The following is a 16,330-nucleotide window of genomic DNA, read 5'->3' as shown; positions in this document are numbered from 1 at the left end:
TGTGAAAACCGGGTTTCCCCGGGGAACAGCCTTGCGGCTTCTACCTTCTTTCCAGTTCGCGAAGCCTCGTTTCCAGGCTTGCAATACGGTCCAGAAGGTCAACGATAATGGTACCCGCCACACAGGGCATCTCGAAGTCGTCACAGAGCCGCGTGAGTTTTCTGGTACGGTACACGTCGGAACGGCGGAACAATACGGCATGGGTCGCACGGCCGGCCGGTTCCAGCCAGCCAAGCTCCATGAGTTCCCTGACACGTTCCTCGGGCGTGCCCGTCTGTTCCAGAAATTCGGCCCAGGCGATCAGCGCCGAGGCTGCGGGAGAGCACGCGCTTATCGATTCAATCGCCATATCCCACCTCGAATATCAATCTCAGAGCCTACTTCAACCCGGCAAGTGCCTTCCACAGTTTCCGCTGCTCTTCGTTCAGGTCATCCGGTTTCGGAACGCTGATGGCGACGGTCACATATTCGTCGCCGCGGCCGGAAGCCGGGCCGAGGCCGCGCCCGCGTATGCGGAGCTTGCGTCCGCTGGAAGAGCCTGCCGGAATGTTCATTTCCACTTCGCCGTCCAGCGTGGGTACGCGCTTTCTGGTACCGAACACGGCTTCCCAGGGCTGAAGCGTCACGTCGCAGGTCACATCCAGCCCGTCCACGCGGAACACGGGGTGCTTCGCATAGCGCACGGTAAGGTACAGGTCTCCGGCAGGATCACCGGGGTTGCCCTTGCCGCGCAGACGCAGCTTGCCGCCGTCGCGTATCCCCGCGGGAATGGTGATCTGAAGATTGCTCGAGGAATGGCCGCTCGAAAGCGTCACCTGCTTGGTACCGCCCCTGCGCGCCTCTTCGAGGGTGATCTCAATTTCAGCCTCCACGTCGGAACCGCGGCGGGAACGCCTGCCGTAGCTGCCTCCGAAGGAGGAGAAGGGATCACGATCCGCATGGCCGCCGAAACCGCCGCGCCCCATCTGCCCGAACAGCGCTTCGAAAAAGTCGCTGTTCACGCCGCTGAAGCCGCCCTGCGCTCCGTTGAAATTGAAGTTGAAGTTCTCAAAGCCGGGGCCGCCGGTGAACTGCTGGCCGTCCTTCCAGTTGGGGCCGAGCTGATCGTACATGCGGCGCTTTTCCTCGTCCTTAAGCACCTCATAGGCTTCATTGATGTCCTTGAACTTTTCTTCGGCGCTCTTGTCGCCGGGATTCAGGTCGGGATGATACTTGCGGGCGAGCTTCTTGTACGCCTTGGCGATCTCTTCTTTCGATGCCGAACGCTCGACGCCCAGCAACTTGTAATAATCCTTGTAAGCCACACCCATATCATATTCTCCTGTGATGCATCATGTTCCTGCATCGACATTGAAATAAGCACGCCCGGCAGGCAGTCAAGGGGGAATCATTCCTGATTTTCCGTATGATCTCCGACAAGGCACAGGCGAAGGCTGTCCGGCGAGGAACAGACATTCCTCTCCGAAAAATGCCCGGGCCTCTTGTAGCCCCCTGGGAAAAACACTACACTGGACACGCTGAAAGAACCATGATCCACGTCATGCTCCTGCCGGATTCCGAAAAACATCATTTCCAGCAATGCCGGAACAAACATGAAAATAGCCCATCTCGAGACGTTCGCAAAAGTCGCCGAAACCGGCAGTTTCACCCGGGCCGCCCACGATTTGTTTACCACACAGCCCACGGTGACCAACCATATACAGATGCTGGAACAGGAGCTGGGATATCAGCTGCTCATACGTCAGAAAAACAACGTCCGTCTGACGGAACACGGAAAAAACATCTATCACAAAGTCGAGGAAATCTTCCGACTGATAGAATCCATCAAAAACGCCAACGCCAAGAACAACACTCTCTCGGGCATACTGAACATCGCGGCCTCTTCCGTCATGGGTTCCAATTATCTGCCGCATATTCTGCAGAAAGTCTTTTCCGACTATCCCGACGTCAACATCCAGCTCAGATTCGGCAACTCCCACTCCATCGCCTCCTGGGTGGACGAGGGCTTTGTGGACATGGGCTTCGCTCCCTTTTCCTCGGGATTTCCCAGACTGGTCTTCACACCTCTTCTTGTGGAGCCGTGCGTGCTGCTGACAAGCCGCAAACGGTACGACCATTACAGAAAACTTCTTGAGGAAGGAACCTGCACGTCCGGCGACTTCGTCATCCGCGAGAAAGGAACCAAGCTCTACGAAGTCTCCATGAGCTATCTGAAAAAGCAGCCTTTCTACAATGAAAACAGACCGCCGCACATTCTGTACAACATCGAGTCGATAAAGAACTTCATCATAGAAGGCGCAGGCATAGCCATCCTGCCCCGATGCTGTATAGAAAAATGCCTTCAGCTCGACCTTGTGGCCGTTCTGCCTTCGTCTCTTCCCGTAGGAAACATCACCTACTGCATGATTGAACGGCAGAACGAAAACTACAACGCCCTGTTCCGCAAATTCAGAAGCATACTTCTGGAGGAGCAGGAAGCCCCCGCAAAAAACACGTCTGCGAAATGAAACACCGGAGTCCCCTATCATGATGAACCGGGGATTCCCCGAAGTATCCGCCTTAGCGACAGTGCCCTCTACCTTGTCCTAGAGTACGGCTCTTCGATATCCGCGCCGAAGAAATACAGCACTCGTGTTACGTATGCGGGCTTTCTCCACCAAACGGACAAAGGTTCCTTTGTGTAAGCACGGCCTCCGCCGTTTCCCTTTGCCCGTCATATCCTTCATTGGAGTAATGATACCGTAGCGCCATGTTGCCGAGCCGGACCGACAGCACGGAAGATTCGGCAAAAGCGCCTCTGCCGACGCACCAGGCACAGCCCCGCCGTTCCCGCCACCATCTACGGGCCTCTCCATTCCACGCCAGTATCCAGACGTTCCCGCAACCTGAAGCGGCAAAAAGAGCAGGCCAGTAGGACCTGCTCTTTTCTTCTACTCCCAAGAAATGTCAACCGGTATCGGGACGGCAGCCGTGGCTGACCAGAGTATGTTCCTTTTCTCCGAAGCTCTTCAGCTACACGCTTTGATGTGCGCGATGACGGCATCTGTCACCTGCGCCGTGCTTGCCGTTCCTCCCAGGTCGCGTCCCAGAAAACGCCCTTCTCCTGTAACATGCCTTATGGCGTTTACAATAAGCTCCGCGGCGCTCTTTTCGCCCAAGAAATCAAGCATCATGGCACCGGTCCAAATCATGGCGATGGGGTCGGCTATGCCCTGTCCCATGATGTCGGGAGCGGAACCGTGTACGGGCTCGAACATGGAGGGGAACGTGCGCTCGGGGTTAATGTTGCCGCTGGGAGACAGACCAAGACTGCCGGTAATGGCCCCGCCCACATCCGTAAGTATGTCGCCGAACATGTTGGAAGCCACAGCTACATCCACGCTTTCCGGATGCAGCACCAAACGGGCGGCCATAGCGTCCACCAGCATGCGCTCCGTTCTCACGTCGGGAAATTCCCGAGCCACACGTTCGAAACATTCGTCCCACAGCGTAAGTGTATGACGCTGGGCGTTGGACTTGGTCACGCAGATGAGATGCTTTCTTCTCGACTGTGCCAAGTTGAACGCATAACGGATGGTGCGCTCCACGCCGGTTTTCGTGAACACCGAGGTTTCAAGCGCAAGCTCGAACGGCGTACCGGGATGACATCGGCCACCGGCACCGGAATATTCACCTTCCGTATTCTCCCGGACAATGACAAAATCAATGTCTCCGGACTTCTTGCCTTCCAGGGGACTCTTCACCCCGGGCAGCAGGTAGCCCGGACGCAGACAGATGTACTGGTCGAACTCCAGCCGTATCCGTATGAGCAGGCCGTGCAGGGAAACATGGTCCGGTACCCGGTCGGGAAGCCCCACGGCCCCAAAATAGATGGCATCGAAAGGCCGGAGGATATCCATACCGTTTTCCGGCATCATGGAGCCGTTTTTCAGATAGTAGTCGCAGCCCCAGGGAAAATACTCATAGTTCAGGCTGAACGAGCCCGTCACTTCCCGTACGGCCTCAAGCACACGCACGCCCTCGGGGGTTACTTCCTGTCCGATACCGTCTCCGGGGATGACGGCGATATGGTATTCTTTCATGACGTTTGTCCTTTATGGTTGAATGTTGACGGCCGGGGACGGGGTATCCCCTTCCCCTCTACCGGAATCAGATGCCGAGTACGCCGGCGGGAAGGGTCACACCAAGGAACTGAACGAACACATAATAGAAAAGCAGCACGATAATCAGGGAGCCTGCCAGATTGACAAAAACGCTTTTCAGACTGCGTTGATCCCGGGGCATGTACAGTATCTGCAAACCGGATACGCTGAAAAAACTCGTGATGATGAACCCAACAGGCTCCAGAAGAATCACCCAGAGAAGTCCCGTCACCACGGCCGCAATCATGGTCCCGTTTATCCGAAACACGGGCTTTTCAAGTTTCGTCGGCCGCACAAAGCCCTTGACGATGACGGCAAGGCCCAGCAGGACCAGTGCTGGCAGCATCCTCTCGGGGAAGAACAGCGCGAACATGGAGAAGTCGTCACCAAGCTGGAAGAAGAAAAACGCTGCAATAGCCAAGACGGACAGACCGCCGAGAATATCGATATTGAGTTTGCCGTTCATGATGTACCTCATGCCTTCCCTGTCTCAGGGCTTTTTTTCAGCAGCTTCTTGATGAGCGGCCAACACACGGAAACCACACAGAGGACCATGAGCGCGATGCAGATGGGACGGATGAAGAAGATGAGCCAGGGGTGTTCCACGCTGACGGCACCGCCCATAAGCAGGCCCTGCACGAAGCCGCGTTCGGCTATGGGGCCGAGGATGAGTCCGAGAACGATGGGGCCGGGGTCGAATTCCAGCTCTTTCAGGTAGTACCCCAGAATGCCGCTCGAGAACATAAGAATGACGTCCATGCTGTTGTTGCGTATGGCATAGGAGCCCATGACCGTAAGCAGCATGATGCCTGGAATGAGGCAACGTGAAGGAATACTGACCACCAGCCGGAAAATGTACTTGCCGGCCAGTATTCCGAACACGGCCATGAGAATGTTGCAGACGAAGAAGGACACCATGAAAGCATAGGTGATGTCGCCGTTCTTGCTGAACAGTTCCGGTCCGGGCTGTATGCCCTGCATGAGCAGTGCGCCGAAAATGATGGCCGCGGGCGGAGAACCGGGAATTCCCATGGTCAACAGGGGGACAAGAGCCCCTTCCACCGTGGCGTTGTTAGCCGACTCGGTGGCCACTACGCCCTGAGGGTTGCCCTTACCAAAGCTCTGGGGGTCCTTTGCCGCACGCTTCGCCTCATTATAGGCCACGATGTTTGATATGTTCCCTCCGGCGCCGGGAAGAATACCAATGAGTGCGCCGAGCACGGAAGAGCGCATGGTATTGCCCATATGACCCACCACGTTACGCCAGGCGTCCACCAGCGCCTTACGGCTACCCTGCACCTTTCCCACCACCATCTGCTTCTGGTTCGGTGCAGTGGCCATGCGGAAGACTTCGGGAATGCAGAAAAAGCCGATGAGTACGGAAACCAGCTCCACCCCGCCTTGCAAGGATACGAGTCCCATGTTGAAACGGATGTCTCCGCCTATGGGGGCCATGCCTATCATGCTTATCATAATGCCGATGAGACCGCCGGCAAAGCCCTTCAGCATGGATTCCTCGGAAAGACTGGCAATAATGGTAAGACCGAACACCGCCATCCAGAAAAACTCCGGAGGGCCGAAGCGAAGGGAGACCTTCGCAAGCGGTACGGCAAAGAGAATGAGGATGACCGTACCTATGACGCCGCCGAAACTGGAGGCCACCGAGGCCGTATAGAGCGCCTCCTCGCCCCTGCCGTTACGCGCCATGGGATACCCGTCGAAACATGTCGCAATGGAAGATGGCGTTCCGGGAGTATTGAGAAGAATGGCGGAAAAGGCTCCGCCGAAAATGGTGGATGCATAGAGGGCTCCTATGGTGACGAGGCCCGGAATGGTATCCATGGTAAAGGTGAACGGAACCATGAGTGCCACGGCCATGGTGGCGGAAAAGCCCGGCAGCGCGCCCGCTATGATGCCGAGAAAGATAGCCACGCTCATAAAGCACATATTCTGAAGCGTGAATACATCGCCTATGGCGGACAGCAGAATATCCATACAAGTCTCCTGAGAATGAATACATGTTGCGCTCGGAAGAGCGCCGGATTTTCCGGTGCCCTCCCGGCAGGGGACTTACTTGTTGTTATCCGTGAGGAGAACCTTATATTCCTCTATCTTCCCGGCGATGAACTCCTCGCTCTGCTTCGGATTCATGTCGAGAAGCGTCATGCCCATCTCTCCGGCCTTTCTGGAGAACTCAGGCTCGGCATTGATGGCGGCGCAGGCCTGATACAGTTTCTCCACCACGGCGTCGGGCGTAGAGGGAGGCACTGCTATACCGCGGAAGGAACCTTCCACGATGTCGTAGCCGAGTTCCTTAAACGTGGGAGCATCTATGTGGGGGTCGCGCTCTTCCGAGGCTATGGCGAGAACACGCATTTCGTTCGCATACTGGGAATAGCCGGACGTGAAGGCCATAATGGCCGTCACATGTCCGCCGAGCAGAGCTATGGGCAAATCCGACGTACCGGGGAAGGGGATATAGGGAATATTGAGCCCGGTCTCCCTATTGAGCATGACGGAGGCAAGGTGGCCGGACGTACCGTTGCCGCAGGCGCCGATGATGACGCTGCCCGGCTTCTCTTTCGCCGCGGTGATAAGTTCCTCCAGCGTTTTGTAGGGGCTGTCAGCACGCACGGCCAGCACGCAGGGCGTGACATGGAAAATCATCACGGGCTTGAGCTGCTGCGTCTTATATCCGGCGTTCTTCCGCTGCAGAGGCTGCACTATGATATGAGGCAGGTTGATACCGGCAAGGTTGTGACCGGTAGCGGGACTGTTGACCAGCTCGCTCCAAGCCAGGGCTCCGTCCGCGCCGATTTTATAATTCACCACCACCTTCTGTCCCAGCATCTTTTCCAGATACGGCTGCTGCATACGGGCGAACAGGTCGGATTCCCCGCCAGCACTGAACGGAATCAGATAGTTGATGGGCTCATTTCTCGGAAACTGCACTTCTTCTGCAAAGGACGTTCCGGAAGACATCGCCAGCAGCGAACAACAGGACAAGGCCGCAATCCACTTTTTCATAACATCTCCTGAAGGGAATTTAAGGTGCCGTCCGGACGCACTCTTGCGGCGTTTCCGCCGTTTCCTGACAACCGGACCTGTCATGATTTATTTCAGTATATATTTTTCGCGCATTCTTTTGACAAATCGGAAAATCCTATCCGAAACATGCGGAAAATAAATGCTTCCGTTTTTGCCCATAAAAAAAGCGGAGCACATGGCTCCGCCTTAAAAATATACATTACACAGGGGTAAAAATAACTATTCCGAACTTTGCCCGGTCGGCCGCAACAAAAAGGGGAAAAGCCCCGTCTGACGCCGCGCCTCCCTCTCCGAGAGGAAGCTAGCCGCTGCTCATCACCGTTCTTACCAGCACATGCTGGTTGGGATAAAGGGGCGTGTCCGGCGTCAGCAGCGTATCTCCGCAGGCAACGATGGCCGTTCCCTGCCTCAGCCCCAGCGTTCTGAGCAGTATGCCCACGTTCTTGGCCTTGACACGGGGCACATCCACGATGCTTTCCTCCGGCTGAAGGAGCACATGCACCACCTTGGCGGGCCACGGTTCCCCTTCGGCGGGGCGTACGCCGTCAAGCAGCGCTGCGTGGCCTTCCGCCGTCATGAGTTCCGGGTCGCGATAGGGGCAACGGCCCGGGCAGCGGTTTCCGGCACAGCGGCCGAAAGGTTCCGGCTTGATGTCGTTCATGGCACAGCCTACTTTACGGTAAGGACCACAAAGCCCTTCTTGCCGTACTTGAGCGTATACTCCCCGGCGGGCAGAGCGGTGAGGCCGTCGGTGAGCTTCTCGCCGTTCACTTTGAGGGAACCGGCCGCAATCTTGCGCTTGGCCTCGCCACGGGAGGGCACAAGGCCGGTGGCCGCAAGAATGGCCACGGGGGAACAGTCGTCTTCCGCGCTGTTCACGCTCCAGGTAATGGCGTCTTCGGGAATGCCGCCCCTGGTGAACACGTTGTTGAAGCCTTCGCGTGCGGCAACGGCGGCTTCCTGGCCGTGATAGCGGGCCACGATTTCCATGGCGAGCTCTTCCTTCACCAGCTTGGGATGGAGGGAACCGGCCTGCACGCGGGCCTTCATGTCGGCGATTTCCTCAAGAGACTTCACGGAAATAAGCTCGTACCAGTTCCACATGAGATCGTCGGAAATGGACATGGCCTTGCCGAACTGGTCGGAAGGAGCTTCCATCACGCCTATGTAGTTGCCGTAGGACTTGGACATCTTGCGCTCGCCGTCCAGCCCCACCAGCAGCGGCATGGTGAGCGCGCACTGGGCTTCCATGCCGTAGTGTCCCTGAAGCGTGCGGCCCATGAGCAGGTTGAAGATCTGGTCGGTACCGCCCATTTCCACGTCCGTATGCAGCATGACGGAGTCGTAGGCCTGAAGCAGGGGGTACATGAATTCATGAATGGCGATGGGCGAATTTTCGCGGTAGCGCTTGGCGAAGTCGTCGCGTTCCATCATGCGCGCCACAGTGCAGCTGGACATGAGACGCAGGAATTCGGCGGGAGTGAGCTTGTCGCCCCATTCGGAGTTGAAGCCCACGGTGGTCTTTTCGGGGTCAAGAATTTTGAAGACCTGTTCCTTGTAGGTTTCGGCATTGGCCTTCACTTCTTCTTCGGTCAGCGGAGGACGGGTCTTGGACTTGCCCGAAGGGTCGCCGATACGGCCGGTGAAATCACCGATGAGGAAGGTGACGTTGTGCCCCAGCTCCTGGAACTGGCGCATCTTATGGATGACCACGGTATGCCCGAGATGCAGGTCGGGGGCGGTGGGGTCGAAACCGACCTTGATGTTCAAGGGCTTGTCGCGGGCCAGTTTCTTGCGGAGGTCTTCCTCGCTCACAAGGTCCACGATGCCGCGACGTATGATCTTTACCTGTTCGTCAATGGTCATCACTGTATTGCTCCTGCCGCTAGCGGCGCTGAATGGTAATTACTGCCGGTCCGCCGGACGGGCCGGAAGCCGGGCAAGCAGGCATTGTCGCAGGCTTGGACGCCTCTGTCAACGGCGGAGAGTACGGCCCCGTGCACATCGCGCGCAGGCCATCTCCCCGAAGATCGGAGGCATACGGCATCAGGACGCGTTTTTTTCCCCATCGCGCAGCGCCCGCCAATCTCTGCACATCACGGCTCTGCGGGGAGGCACCGTTATTTCTCTCCTTCCGATGGGCAAACCGGGAGGCGGCAGGTGTTCCACAGACCGTATCCCTGCATGTCCCAGGTGCGTTCTTCATCGAAATTTTCAGAAAAACACAAAAGCCCGACCTCCTGCCGGATCTGCTCCGCCCCCTTTCGGAAAAAAACGGATCAACACGGCTCCGAATGTCCCCTCTGATGCCGCCTGCGGGAAAAAAAACGTTTTTCCTCGCCCACATGCACAGGAGTCTCTCGACATCGGAAAAATACATTTTCCGATACGCTCCGGCATAGCTGCCCAGGCAGCAGGCACGGCCGTCTTGCCTGTTCCCCGGTCCTCCTTTCCGCCTGCCCCAAACAGCCGTGCTTCGTATTTTCCCGTCAGGCGCAGCATTCCTGCGGGCGACACGCCTCCGGGGACAGGCCCGTAAACCGCTCCGCTCTCAAAAAAAAGCCGCAGCAACGGTCGGAAGAAACGAGGAATCACAGTCAGGAAGACGAAACGCGGCCTCAGTCCGTCGTAAGTGAACTTGTCCCGCCTTTCTGTCTCTTCCTCCCTGTCGCCCCTCGCCGGCCTTGCGGATGCGGCGTATCCTGCCTGCCCTCTGCATGGCTCAACAGCTCCCGGGCAGAATACGCATAAAGAATATGCGGAAGTTCCGCCGAAAGGCCGCACAGCCTCTTGACACAGGACGGGAACGTATTAAAAATAATTCCATATTTCTCAGGGCGGGGTGAAAGTCCCCACCGGCGGTGATCCGGCGATGCCGGAAGCCCGCGGGCGGTTCTTCATGGGAAGAGCCGCAGATCCGGTGAAATTCCGGGGCCGACGGTAACAGTCCGGACGAAAGAGAATGGATCGCAGGCCTCCTTTGCGGGGCGTCCCCCTCTCCTCTCTCCCAGTGCCTTATGCCGCCCTGATGCCGGATATTCTCCCAAAGGAGTTTGTCATGCGTCAGCTCTCCATCCTTGAATCCTTCGGTTCTCCCCGTGAACGCGTAGAACGCGCCATCGCCTCCCTGAAGGCGGGCAACGGCGTCCTCATCGTAGACGATGAGGACCGGGAAAACGAAGGCGATCTCATCTACGCCGCCGAAACGCTCACGCCCGCTCAGATGGCCCTGCTCATCCGCGAATGCAGCGGCATCGTGTGCCTGTGCCTCACCGACGAAAAGGCCAATGCACTGGATCTGCCCCCCATGGTGCAGAACAACACCAACAAAAACCATACCGCCTTCACCGTGACCATTGAAGCCGCCGAAGGCGTGACCACCGGCGTTTCCGCCGCAGACAGAGTCACCACCGTAAAGGCCGCCATCGCGCCCGATGCGAAACCTGAAGACCTGCACCGCCCCGGCCATGTCTTCCCCCTGCGTGCCAGGCCCAACGGCGTGCTCGAACGCAGAGGCCATACGGAAGTGACGGTGGATCTGTGCCGCATGGCGGGCTTCACCCCCGCAGGCGTGCTTTGTGAACTCACGCTGGAAAACGGCACCATGGCCCGCCTGCCCGAGGTGGCGGAATTCGCCCGCGCCCACAACATGCCTCTTGCCACGGTTGACGACGTGGCACAGTACCGCATGGAAATGGAAGGCAAAAACTGATTTTCCGACGAAAAAGCCCCGCTTCGCAGGAAGCGGGGCTTTTTTCATGCCCGGCACACACAAAAAACCTCTTCCGCCCCGACGATCTGCAGAGCGGTCCCCCCTCCTGCCGCCCGAAGGGAAAGCATCCGCGGCCGGAACAGTCTTGCTGCGGGGCCTGCCCGGTCCAAACAGTAAAGGCTGCTCCGCCGGAAGGCACGCCCGGAAAACGCTTCAGAAGCCGGAAGAGAGCCTTGAGGTGACAAGGCACACGGCCCGCGTTCTCACGGGAAAGCTTTCTTCCACCGCGTCGGTTACGCAGTCTGCCTCTCCTTCATGCGGCCCGCGGCTCCATCCAGCGCCGCACGCATGACCATGAAAAAACGCCCCTTGCGCGAACGGAACGTACGCCAGGAAAAAGGAAGCAGAAGCAGCATGAAGGGAAGCGCAAAGGGATGCGCACGCCGGAGCAGGTAAAAGCGAGCCCGGATAAAATTCATGTCGTCCCTAGGATCGAGTTCCGGGTCGTCGGTGACGCTCAGAAAAGGCGTCAGCCCTTCGGTGGAACAGTCCATACGCCGCACCAGAGCGCCGGGCGCCCAGTTCAGGGCGTATCCGCCCTTTCTGGCGCGCAGTCCGTATTCCACATCTTCATAGAATCCGCTGAAACGCTCGTCGAAAAGCCCTATGTCCTCGGCCATGGCCCGGGTGATGAGGCAGGAAGCGTCGGATACATAGTCAAGCTTCGCTGCAATGTCCTTTCTATCGGAAAGACCATGCCGCTCAAGCCCCTTGTCCAGCGGAATCTGATCGCCCGTCCACCGGCTCCAGCGCCCTCCGGCGGCACATTCCAGCACGTCGGAATCCTTCACAAGCTGCGTGGACCCCACCATGCCTATGGGAAGCTTGAGGTCGTCGTCCTCCAGATGACGCAAGAGCGCCGCAAGCGCAAAGGATTCCGGCCTCGCGTCGTTGCGCAGAAGCCAGAAGGACCGGCATTCCCTGTCGTACAGCAGAAAGCGCATACCCGCATTCATGGCCCCGCCGATGCTTTCCGGCTCCTCACGGCGCAGAAGCACCAGCGGCGCAGGGGAGGAATCGGAGCCGTAGACCTCCACCGGAGCGGGCAGCCCCGCCTGCTCGGCAAGAGCGCTCCAGCCTTCCAGAATGCGGTCGGCCACCTCGTTTTCAGAGCCGTTGTCGCACACGACGATGCGGCGCGGCAGCCCGCTCTGGGCATGAACGCACGCAAGGCAGGCCAGGGTGTTTTTCCAGTCATTGTACGTCAGAATGATGACGCCGACTTCCGTATATTCCATGATGCGCTCCTTGTGCCCGAAAGCCTGTTGCTTGCCGCCCCGGAAAGTCCGACGAAGAGACGCACGCCGGGGAAAAGTCACAGTTATAGATATGGCCTGCCGTACCTGTTCCGTCAAGGCCATACGACGTTCGCATCCGTATAGTGTTCCCGTATGAAGGCTGTCCCCTGCCGCTTTCCGGGGCGAGCCCTTCACCTTCCATAACATGAGTCTGGCCCCTGTTCCGGTTCTGGCATGTCACGGACTTATCGGCTCCATCTGCCCCGGCGTCCGCGCCTTCCCCCGCCGCGGACGTCATCCTCTCCCAATTTTCCCACCCTGACTCCGTCATGAAAGTCATCGACGTCCGCCCGCGTCCCGTATTCGCGCCCCATCCGGGCAAGGGCAACATGTGCGACAGGGAAGAGGAAAAGCCCTTCGCTCTGAAACATTTCTGCAGGGCCTTCGGCATGAAGCTTTCCCCCCATGAAAAAAGCCCCATGGAAAAACTCTTCGAGAAAAGGAACAGGGGCGGAGACATGACGGAGTGGCCCATCCGCAAGAACTCCCACAGCCGTGAAACCGATGAACTGCCGAAACGGCCCGAAAACTGGCCCGGCCTTTTTCTCGGACATGGCGCCCGAAGGAAGCGAGGAAACGCTGCCTCTCCGACGTATGTGCTGGACGGCCCCTGCATCACGCATTCATGAAACCGGGGGCCACGGCGTGGCGATCGACGATGAAAACCTCTTTCCCGTGCACGACTTCTGCGAACAGAACAACATCCCGCCGTCATCTCCTGCGGCGGCTTCCGCAGACCTGTGCTCAAATTCCGCAGATCCGTTCATGCGGGCAACATGGCCACGGCCTTTCTCCGGCGGAAAAATACCCTTCCGCCATGCCTGCGGCCTTGGGAGAAAGTCTCCGTCCGGCACCAGCGCCTGCCGCTTTCCCGACGTCTACGCCCTGCACGGTGCAGGAACGCAGGCTACATCAAAGCGGCAACCTCCATGCTGCGCGACAGGATTCTGTACGCTCCCGCCTCTCCCCGTGTGCCCTGTACCTGGAAAAACCGTGCCCGGAACAGGCGGAAAACATTCTATACAACAACGCAGAACGATTCTTCGGCCTGAACTGACGGCATTATCATTCCATTACGCCCTCCGGGGCAAAAAGCGTAAAAAATGCCCGCCGACAATAAGCGGCGGGCATTTTTTACGGAAGGTTCAGGCTACGGGCCATGAACATTAAAGCAGATGAGCGCGCAGATCGGTGCCGTCGCGGGGAGAAAGCAGAGCAGGAGCAATGTCGAACACGGTCTTCGCGCCCTTTTCGCCCTTCTGTGCCAGACGGTAGGCGGCGCGGGCATAGGCCGCCAGCACGCTGGAGGTGAATTCGGGGTTGGAGCCGAGCTTCAGGGAATATTCGATGACATGCTTCGTTTCACCGTGCAGACCGGTGTTGCCGGTACGGATGACGAAACCGCCATGGGGAATACCCTTGTGGTCGCGGTCCAGCTCTTCCTGAGTGATGAAGGTCACCGTGGTGTCATACTCGTCGAAGTAATTGGGCATGGTTTTGATTTCATGCTCGATGGCGGCCTTGTCCGCACCTTCGGCGGCAACCACGAAGCATTCACGGGTATGCTTCTGGCGGGTGGTGAGTTCAGGATTGCTGCCGCTGCGCACGGCTTCCATGGCGGCAGGCACCGGCACGGTGTACTGACGGGCATCCAGCACGCCCTTCACACGGCGGATGGCATCAGAATGCCCCTGACTGACGCCGCGCCCCCAGAAGGTGTAGTCGTGCCCGTCGGGCAGGATGCAGTTGGCATACAGGCGGTTCAGGGAGAACATGCCGGGGTCCCAGCCCACGGAAATGATGCCTACGGTTCCGGCCTTCTGTGCAGCTGCGTCCACGTCGGCAAAATGCGCGGGAATATTGGCATGGGTATCGAAGCTGTCCACCACGTTGAACAGCGCCGCCAGAGCAGGAGTCTGTTCGGGCAGGTCGGTGGCGCTGCCGCCGCAGAGAATCATGACGTCAATTTTTCCCTTCCAGGCCGCCACATCGGCCAGCGGGCACACGGGCACGCCTTCGGTGAGAATCTTCACCGTGGAAGGAGCACGGCGGGAAAACACCGCCACCAGTTCCTGATCGGGGTTGGCCGCAACGGCCAGTTCCACGCCACGGCCGAGATTGCCGTAGCCCACAATACCGATTCTGATCTTGGACATGAAAAAATACTCCATGATGAAGTTGTCGTTGGCTTTTTCAGAAAGATACGAAATTAGCCTGAAAAGTCAAGAAAAATGACATTTTTGAAAAACAGTTCTCCAAAATGATATTTTTTCGTATTATAGGTTACATTATTGTAAAATTAACTTTTGTGGATAAAATTCCCGCGAGAAAAAATTGCCCGGCTTCCGTGCACGAAGAATGACCGGGCATACCAGCAAAGACTGAAGACAGAAAAAATCCGAAGGTTCCGCTGCCCGTGCCGCCGTACCGTGCTGGAAGTCGCTTCAGGAATATGCCACAATAGCGCCTGCCAAGGAGACCGCATGTATTTCATCCGTTATCTCTCTCCCGTAGGCCCGTTGACCGTAGCCGGAGACGGACTCCGTCTCACGGGTCTGTGGCTGGATGGGCAGAAATATTTTCAAAGTACCCTGCGTGAACCGCTTCTGCCCGATCCGGGATGCCCTGTGCTGGCACAGGCCCGAGCCTGGCTCGACAGATACTTTGCCGGGGAAAAAACATCCCCGGAGGAACTGCCGCTCGCCCCTTCGGGCAGCGCCTTCCGACAGCTCATCTGGAAGGAGCTGTGCCGTATCCCCTACGGAGAGGTAACCACCTACGGCAGCCTCGCCGAACGCGCGGCCCTGCTGATGAACCGGAACACCATGTCCGCGCAGGCCGTAGGCGGCGCGGTGGGGCACAACCCCATATCCATCATCATTCCCTGTCATCGTGTGGTAGGCGCAGGCGGAAGCCTGACGGGCTACGCGGGGGGTATACACAACAAGATAGCCCTGCTGAAACTGGAAGGGGTAGACATGTCGCGCTTTCATGTACCCGCATTCTCCCCCGCGCCTTAGGGCAGCCGCTTCTCATGCAACGCAGTGCTTCCGCACGGAAACGATATTTACAAAGCGCCGCGTATTCTCTGCATAGGCCATCTGCAGGACTCTTCATCAATGATGAGGCAGTCCAGTTTTCCTCAGGTTCAGCAGCGGTTATCCCCTCCCGCTGTCTGTACTGCCTCCAATTACACACCGGCTCCTGACCGTTATCCCTCCCGCGGTCAAAAACGGCATCGGCTGAAAGCGGCAGGCAGCGGAAGCGGACATTCCCCTTCATTCCTCTCCCTCGCATACAGGGCACGGAGCAGGACGTTTGGCTGCGGCCTTGTTCAAAAACAATTTTCTTCGTGCGAAGTCACGCCGAATCCGGCAGAAGCGCCTGCCGTGCAGGCACCCTCCTCAGCAAGGCAGACGAAAAGATACCCGACCAGGAGAGGTAGAGCCTGAGAACAAGGAATTTCCGTTCCCTAAGAAGCGCATAGGAATAGCCTGCAAAACACCAGGCAGAGCGCCTGCTTCTTCCCCCCCCCGCACCTCGACTGCTTCGTGAAAGTCTGTGTCTGGCGGATAGGTTGACCGGGGCGTCACCTCTTCAAGGGAATCCCCTCTTCCTTGCCGCAGACGCCGGGGGAAAACGCCTCTCCTGCAACGAGGCCCCGTGCCGCAGCAGGCCCATGCAGCCGCACGAACCGGACGCAGCTCAAAGTCGCCCTCTGCACCTGCAAAACACCCCGGCGTACAGAGTTCACCGATTCTCGCCCCCGGGTTCCGACAAACTTCCCCCTCCCCCGCGGAGCATACGGACCCTTCTGTCTTTCCCCTTTGCCCACCGCGTTTTGCCACGCAGGAAAACGCCGGAACATGCCGACATGTTTCGGCAGTACCGCCCGTGTGATTTCCAGACCGGTTTCATCGGGGATGAGAAAAACAAATGGGGTCCCACCGGCATAGCCGGTGGTTCCTCTTGTGCGCCTGTAAGGCTTTCTTACCAGCCGCGCCCTGGCAGGCGCATGTACGGTCTGACATCTGCATTTCTGTTACCGGCGGCCCGTAAACGGGCTTCCG

14 protein-coding genes and 1 riboswitch are annotated in these 16,330 nt (G+C 58.0%); of the genes, 4 read left to right on the top strand and 10 right to left on the bottom strand.

Annotated elements, in window-relative coordinates; translation table 11 throughout:
- Nucleotides 1-40 precede the first annotated feature (40 nt).
- Nucleotides 41-349: a chaperone modulator CbpM gene (locus CZ345_RS05470; protein WP_077072184.1), complete on the bottom strand. Its 309-nt coding sequence runs from the start codon at nucleotides 347-349 to the stop codon at nucleotides 41-43.
- Between the two features lie 28 nt (nucleotides 350-377).
- Nucleotides 378-1,310 (bottom strand): DnaJ C-terminal domain-containing protein, encoded by a 933-nt coding sequence (locus CZ345_RS05465; protein ID WP_077072183.1) that lies wholly within the window; start codon nucleotides 1,308-1,310, stop codon nucleotides 378-380.
- Nucleotides 1,311-1,592: 282 nt separating this feature from the next.
- Between CZ345_RS05465 and CZ345_RS05455 the strand changes: the two genes are divergently transcribed.
- Complete coding sequence (locus tag CZ345_RS05455) at nucleotides 1,593-2,507, top strand: LysR family transcriptional regulator (protein ID WP_077072181.1); 915 nt, start codon at nucleotides 1,593-1,595, stop codon at nucleotides 2,505-2,507.
- Between the two features lie 501 nt (nucleotides 2,508-3,008).
- Here the strand turns inward: CZ345_RS05455 and CZ345_RS05450 are convergent.
- The 6 genes from CZ345_RS05450 to tyrS all read right to left on the bottom strand — a co-directional run bounded on the left by CZ345_RS05450 (nucleotide 3,009) and on the right by tyrS (nucleotide 9,059).
- Nucleotides 3,009-4,082 (bottom strand): tartrate dehydrogenase, encoded by a 1,074-nt coding sequence (locus CZ345_RS05450; protein WP_077072180.1) that lies wholly within the window; start codon nucleotides 4,080-4,082, stop codon nucleotides 3,009-3,011.
- A 67-nt stretch (nucleotides 4,083-4,149) separates the two neighbouring features.
- Nucleotides 4,150-4,608 carry a tripartite tricarboxylate transporter TctB family protein gene (locus tag CZ345_RS05445; RefSeq protein WP_162274937.1) on the bottom strand — a complete coding sequence of 153 codons (459 nt, stop codon included), beginning with the start codon at nucleotides 4,606-4,608 and terminating at the stop codon, nucleotides 4,150-4,152.
- An 8-nt stretch (nucleotides 4,609-4,616) separates the two neighbouring features.
- Entirely contained in the window at nucleotides 4,617-6,137 is a 1,521-nt protein-coding gene (locus CZ345_RS05440) for a tripartite tricarboxylate transporter permease (protein ID WP_077072178.1), read from the bottom strand.
- A 75-nt stretch (nucleotides 6,138-6,212) separates the two neighbouring features.
- Nucleotides 6,213-7,169: a tripartite tricarboxylate transporter substrate binding protein gene (locus CZ345_RS05435; protein WP_077072177.1), complete on the bottom strand. Its 957-nt coding sequence runs from the start codon at nucleotides 7,167-7,169 to the stop codon at nucleotides 6,213-6,215.
- 322 nt (nucleotides 7,170-7,491) lie between these two features.
- Entirely contained in the window at nucleotides 7,492-7,851 is a 360-nt protein-coding gene (locus CZ345_RS05430) for a ubiquitin family protein (protein ID WP_239446624.1), read from the bottom strand.
- Nucleotides 7,852-7,859: 8 nt separating this feature from the next.
- Nucleotides 7,860-9,059, bottom strand: a complete 1,200-nt coding sequence (gene tyrS, locus CZ345_RS05425) for a tyrosine--tRNA ligase (protein WP_077072176.1) — start codon at nucleotides 9,057-9,059, stop codon at nucleotides 7,860-7,862.
- 955 nt (nucleotides 9,060-10,014) lie between these two features.
- Nucleotides 10,015-10,158: riboswitch (FMN riboswitch) on the top strand.
- 90 nt (nucleotides 10,159-10,248) lie between these two features.
- Here tyrS and ribB point away from each other — a divergent pair.
- Nucleotides 10,249-10,902: a 3,4-dihydroxy-2-butanone-4-phosphate synthase gene (gene ribB, locus CZ345_RS05420; protein ID WP_077072175.1), complete on the top strand. Its 654-nt coding sequence runs from the start codon at nucleotides 10,249-10,251 to the stop codon at nucleotides 10,900-10,902.
- Nucleotides 10,903-11,195: 293 nt separating this feature from the next.
- On the opposite strand, the gene CZ345_RS05415 is transcribed toward ribB, so the two are convergent.
- Nucleotides 11,196-12,200: a glycosyltransferase family 2 protein gene (locus tag CZ345_RS05415; protein WP_077072174.1), complete on the bottom strand. Its 1,005-nt coding sequence runs from the start codon at nucleotides 12,198-12,200 to the stop codon at nucleotides 11,196-11,198.
- 329 nt (nucleotides 12,201-12,529) lie between these two features.
- On the opposite strand from CZ345_RS05415, the gene CZ345_RS05410 reads away from it, so the two are divergent.
- Entirely contained in the window at nucleotides 12,530-12,889 is a 360-nt protein-coding gene (locus tag CZ345_RS05410; protein WP_077072173.1) for a hypothetical protein, read from the top strand.
- A gap of 537 nt (nucleotides 12,890-13,426) precedes the next feature.
- On the opposite strand, the gene CZ345_RS05405 is transcribed toward CZ345_RS05410, so the two are convergent.
- Complete coding sequence (locus CZ345_RS05405) at nucleotides 13,427-14,416, bottom strand: diaminopimelate dehydrogenase (protein ID WP_077072172.1); 990 nt, start codon at nucleotides 14,414-14,416, stop codon at nucleotides 13,427-13,429.
- A 327-nt stretch (nucleotides 14,417-14,743) separates the two neighbouring features.
- Between CZ345_RS05405 and CZ345_RS05400 the strand changes: the two genes are divergently transcribed.
- On the top strand, nucleotides 14,744-15,280 hold the full coding sequence (locus tag CZ345_RS05400) for a methylated-DNA--[protein]-cysteine S-methyltransferase (protein ID WP_077072171.1): 537 nt from the start codon (nucleotides 14,744-14,746) through the stop codon (nucleotides 15,278-15,280).
- Nucleotides 15,281-16,330 lie beyond the last annotated feature (1,050 nt).

The sequence above is a fragment of the Mailhella massiliensis genome (assembly GCF_900155525.1).
Lineage (GTDB): Bacteria > Desulfobacterota > Desulfovibrionia > Desulfovibrionales > Desulfovibrionaceae > Mailhella > Mailhella massiliensis.
Note: the sequence above shows the minus strand (reverse complement) of the source record. Positions and strands in the feature narration are given on the sequence as shown.

Excerpts from the sequence above, each read along its gene's own strand:
- CZ345_RS05470 (WP_077072184.1), bottom strand. The coding sequence starts at position 349 with ATGGCGATTGAATCGATAAGCGCGTGCTCTCCCGCAGCCTCGGCGCTG.
- CZ345_RS05465 (WP_077072183.1), bottom strand. The coding sequence starts at position 1,310 with ATGGGTGTGGCTTACAAGGATTATTACAAGTTGCTGGGCGTCGAGCGT.
- CZ345_RS05455 (WP_077072181.1), top strand. The coding sequence starts at position 1,593 with ATGAAAATAGCCCATCTCGAGACGTTCGCAAAAGTCGCCGAAACCGGC.
- CZ345_RS05450 (WP_077072180.1), bottom strand. The coding sequence starts at position 4,082 with ATGAAAGAATACCATATCGCCGTCATCCCCGGAGACGGTATCGGACAG.
- CZ345_RS05445 (WP_162274937.1), bottom strand. The coding sequence starts at position 4,608 with ATGAACGGCAAACTCAATATCGATATTCTCGGCGGTCTGTCCGTCTTG.
- CZ345_RS05440 (WP_077072178.1), bottom strand. The coding sequence starts at position 6,137 with ATGGATATTCTGCTGTCCGCCATAGGCGATGTATTCACGCTTCAGAAT.
- CZ345_RS05435 (WP_077072177.1), bottom strand. The coding sequence starts at position 7,169 with ATGAAAAAGTGGATTGCGGCCTTGTCCTGTTGTTCGCTGCTGGCGATG.
- CZ345_RS05430 (WP_239446624.1), bottom strand. The coding sequence starts at position 7,851 with ATGAACGACATCAAGCCGGAACCTTTCGGCCGCTGTGCCGGAAACCGC.
- ribB (WP_077072175.1), top strand. The coding sequence starts at position 10,249 with ATGCGTCAGCTCTCCATCCTTGAATCCTTCGGTTCTCCCCGTGAACGC.
- CZ345_RS05415 (WP_077072174.1), bottom strand. The coding sequence starts at position 12,200 with ATGGAATATACGGAAGTCGGCGTCATCATTCTGACGTACAATGACTGG.
- CZ345_RS05410 (WP_077072173.1), top strand. The coding sequence starts at position 12,530 with ATGAAAGTCATCGACGTCCGCCCGCGTCCCGTATTCGCGCCCCATCCG.
- CZ345_RS05405 (WP_077072172.1), bottom strand. The coding sequence starts at position 14,416 with ATGTCCAAGATCAGAATCGGTATTGTGGGCTACGGCAATCTCGGCCGT.
- CZ345_RS05400 (WP_077072171.1), top strand. The coding sequence starts at position 14,744 with ATGTATTTCATCCGTTATCTCTCTCCCGTAGGCCCGTTGACCGTAGCC.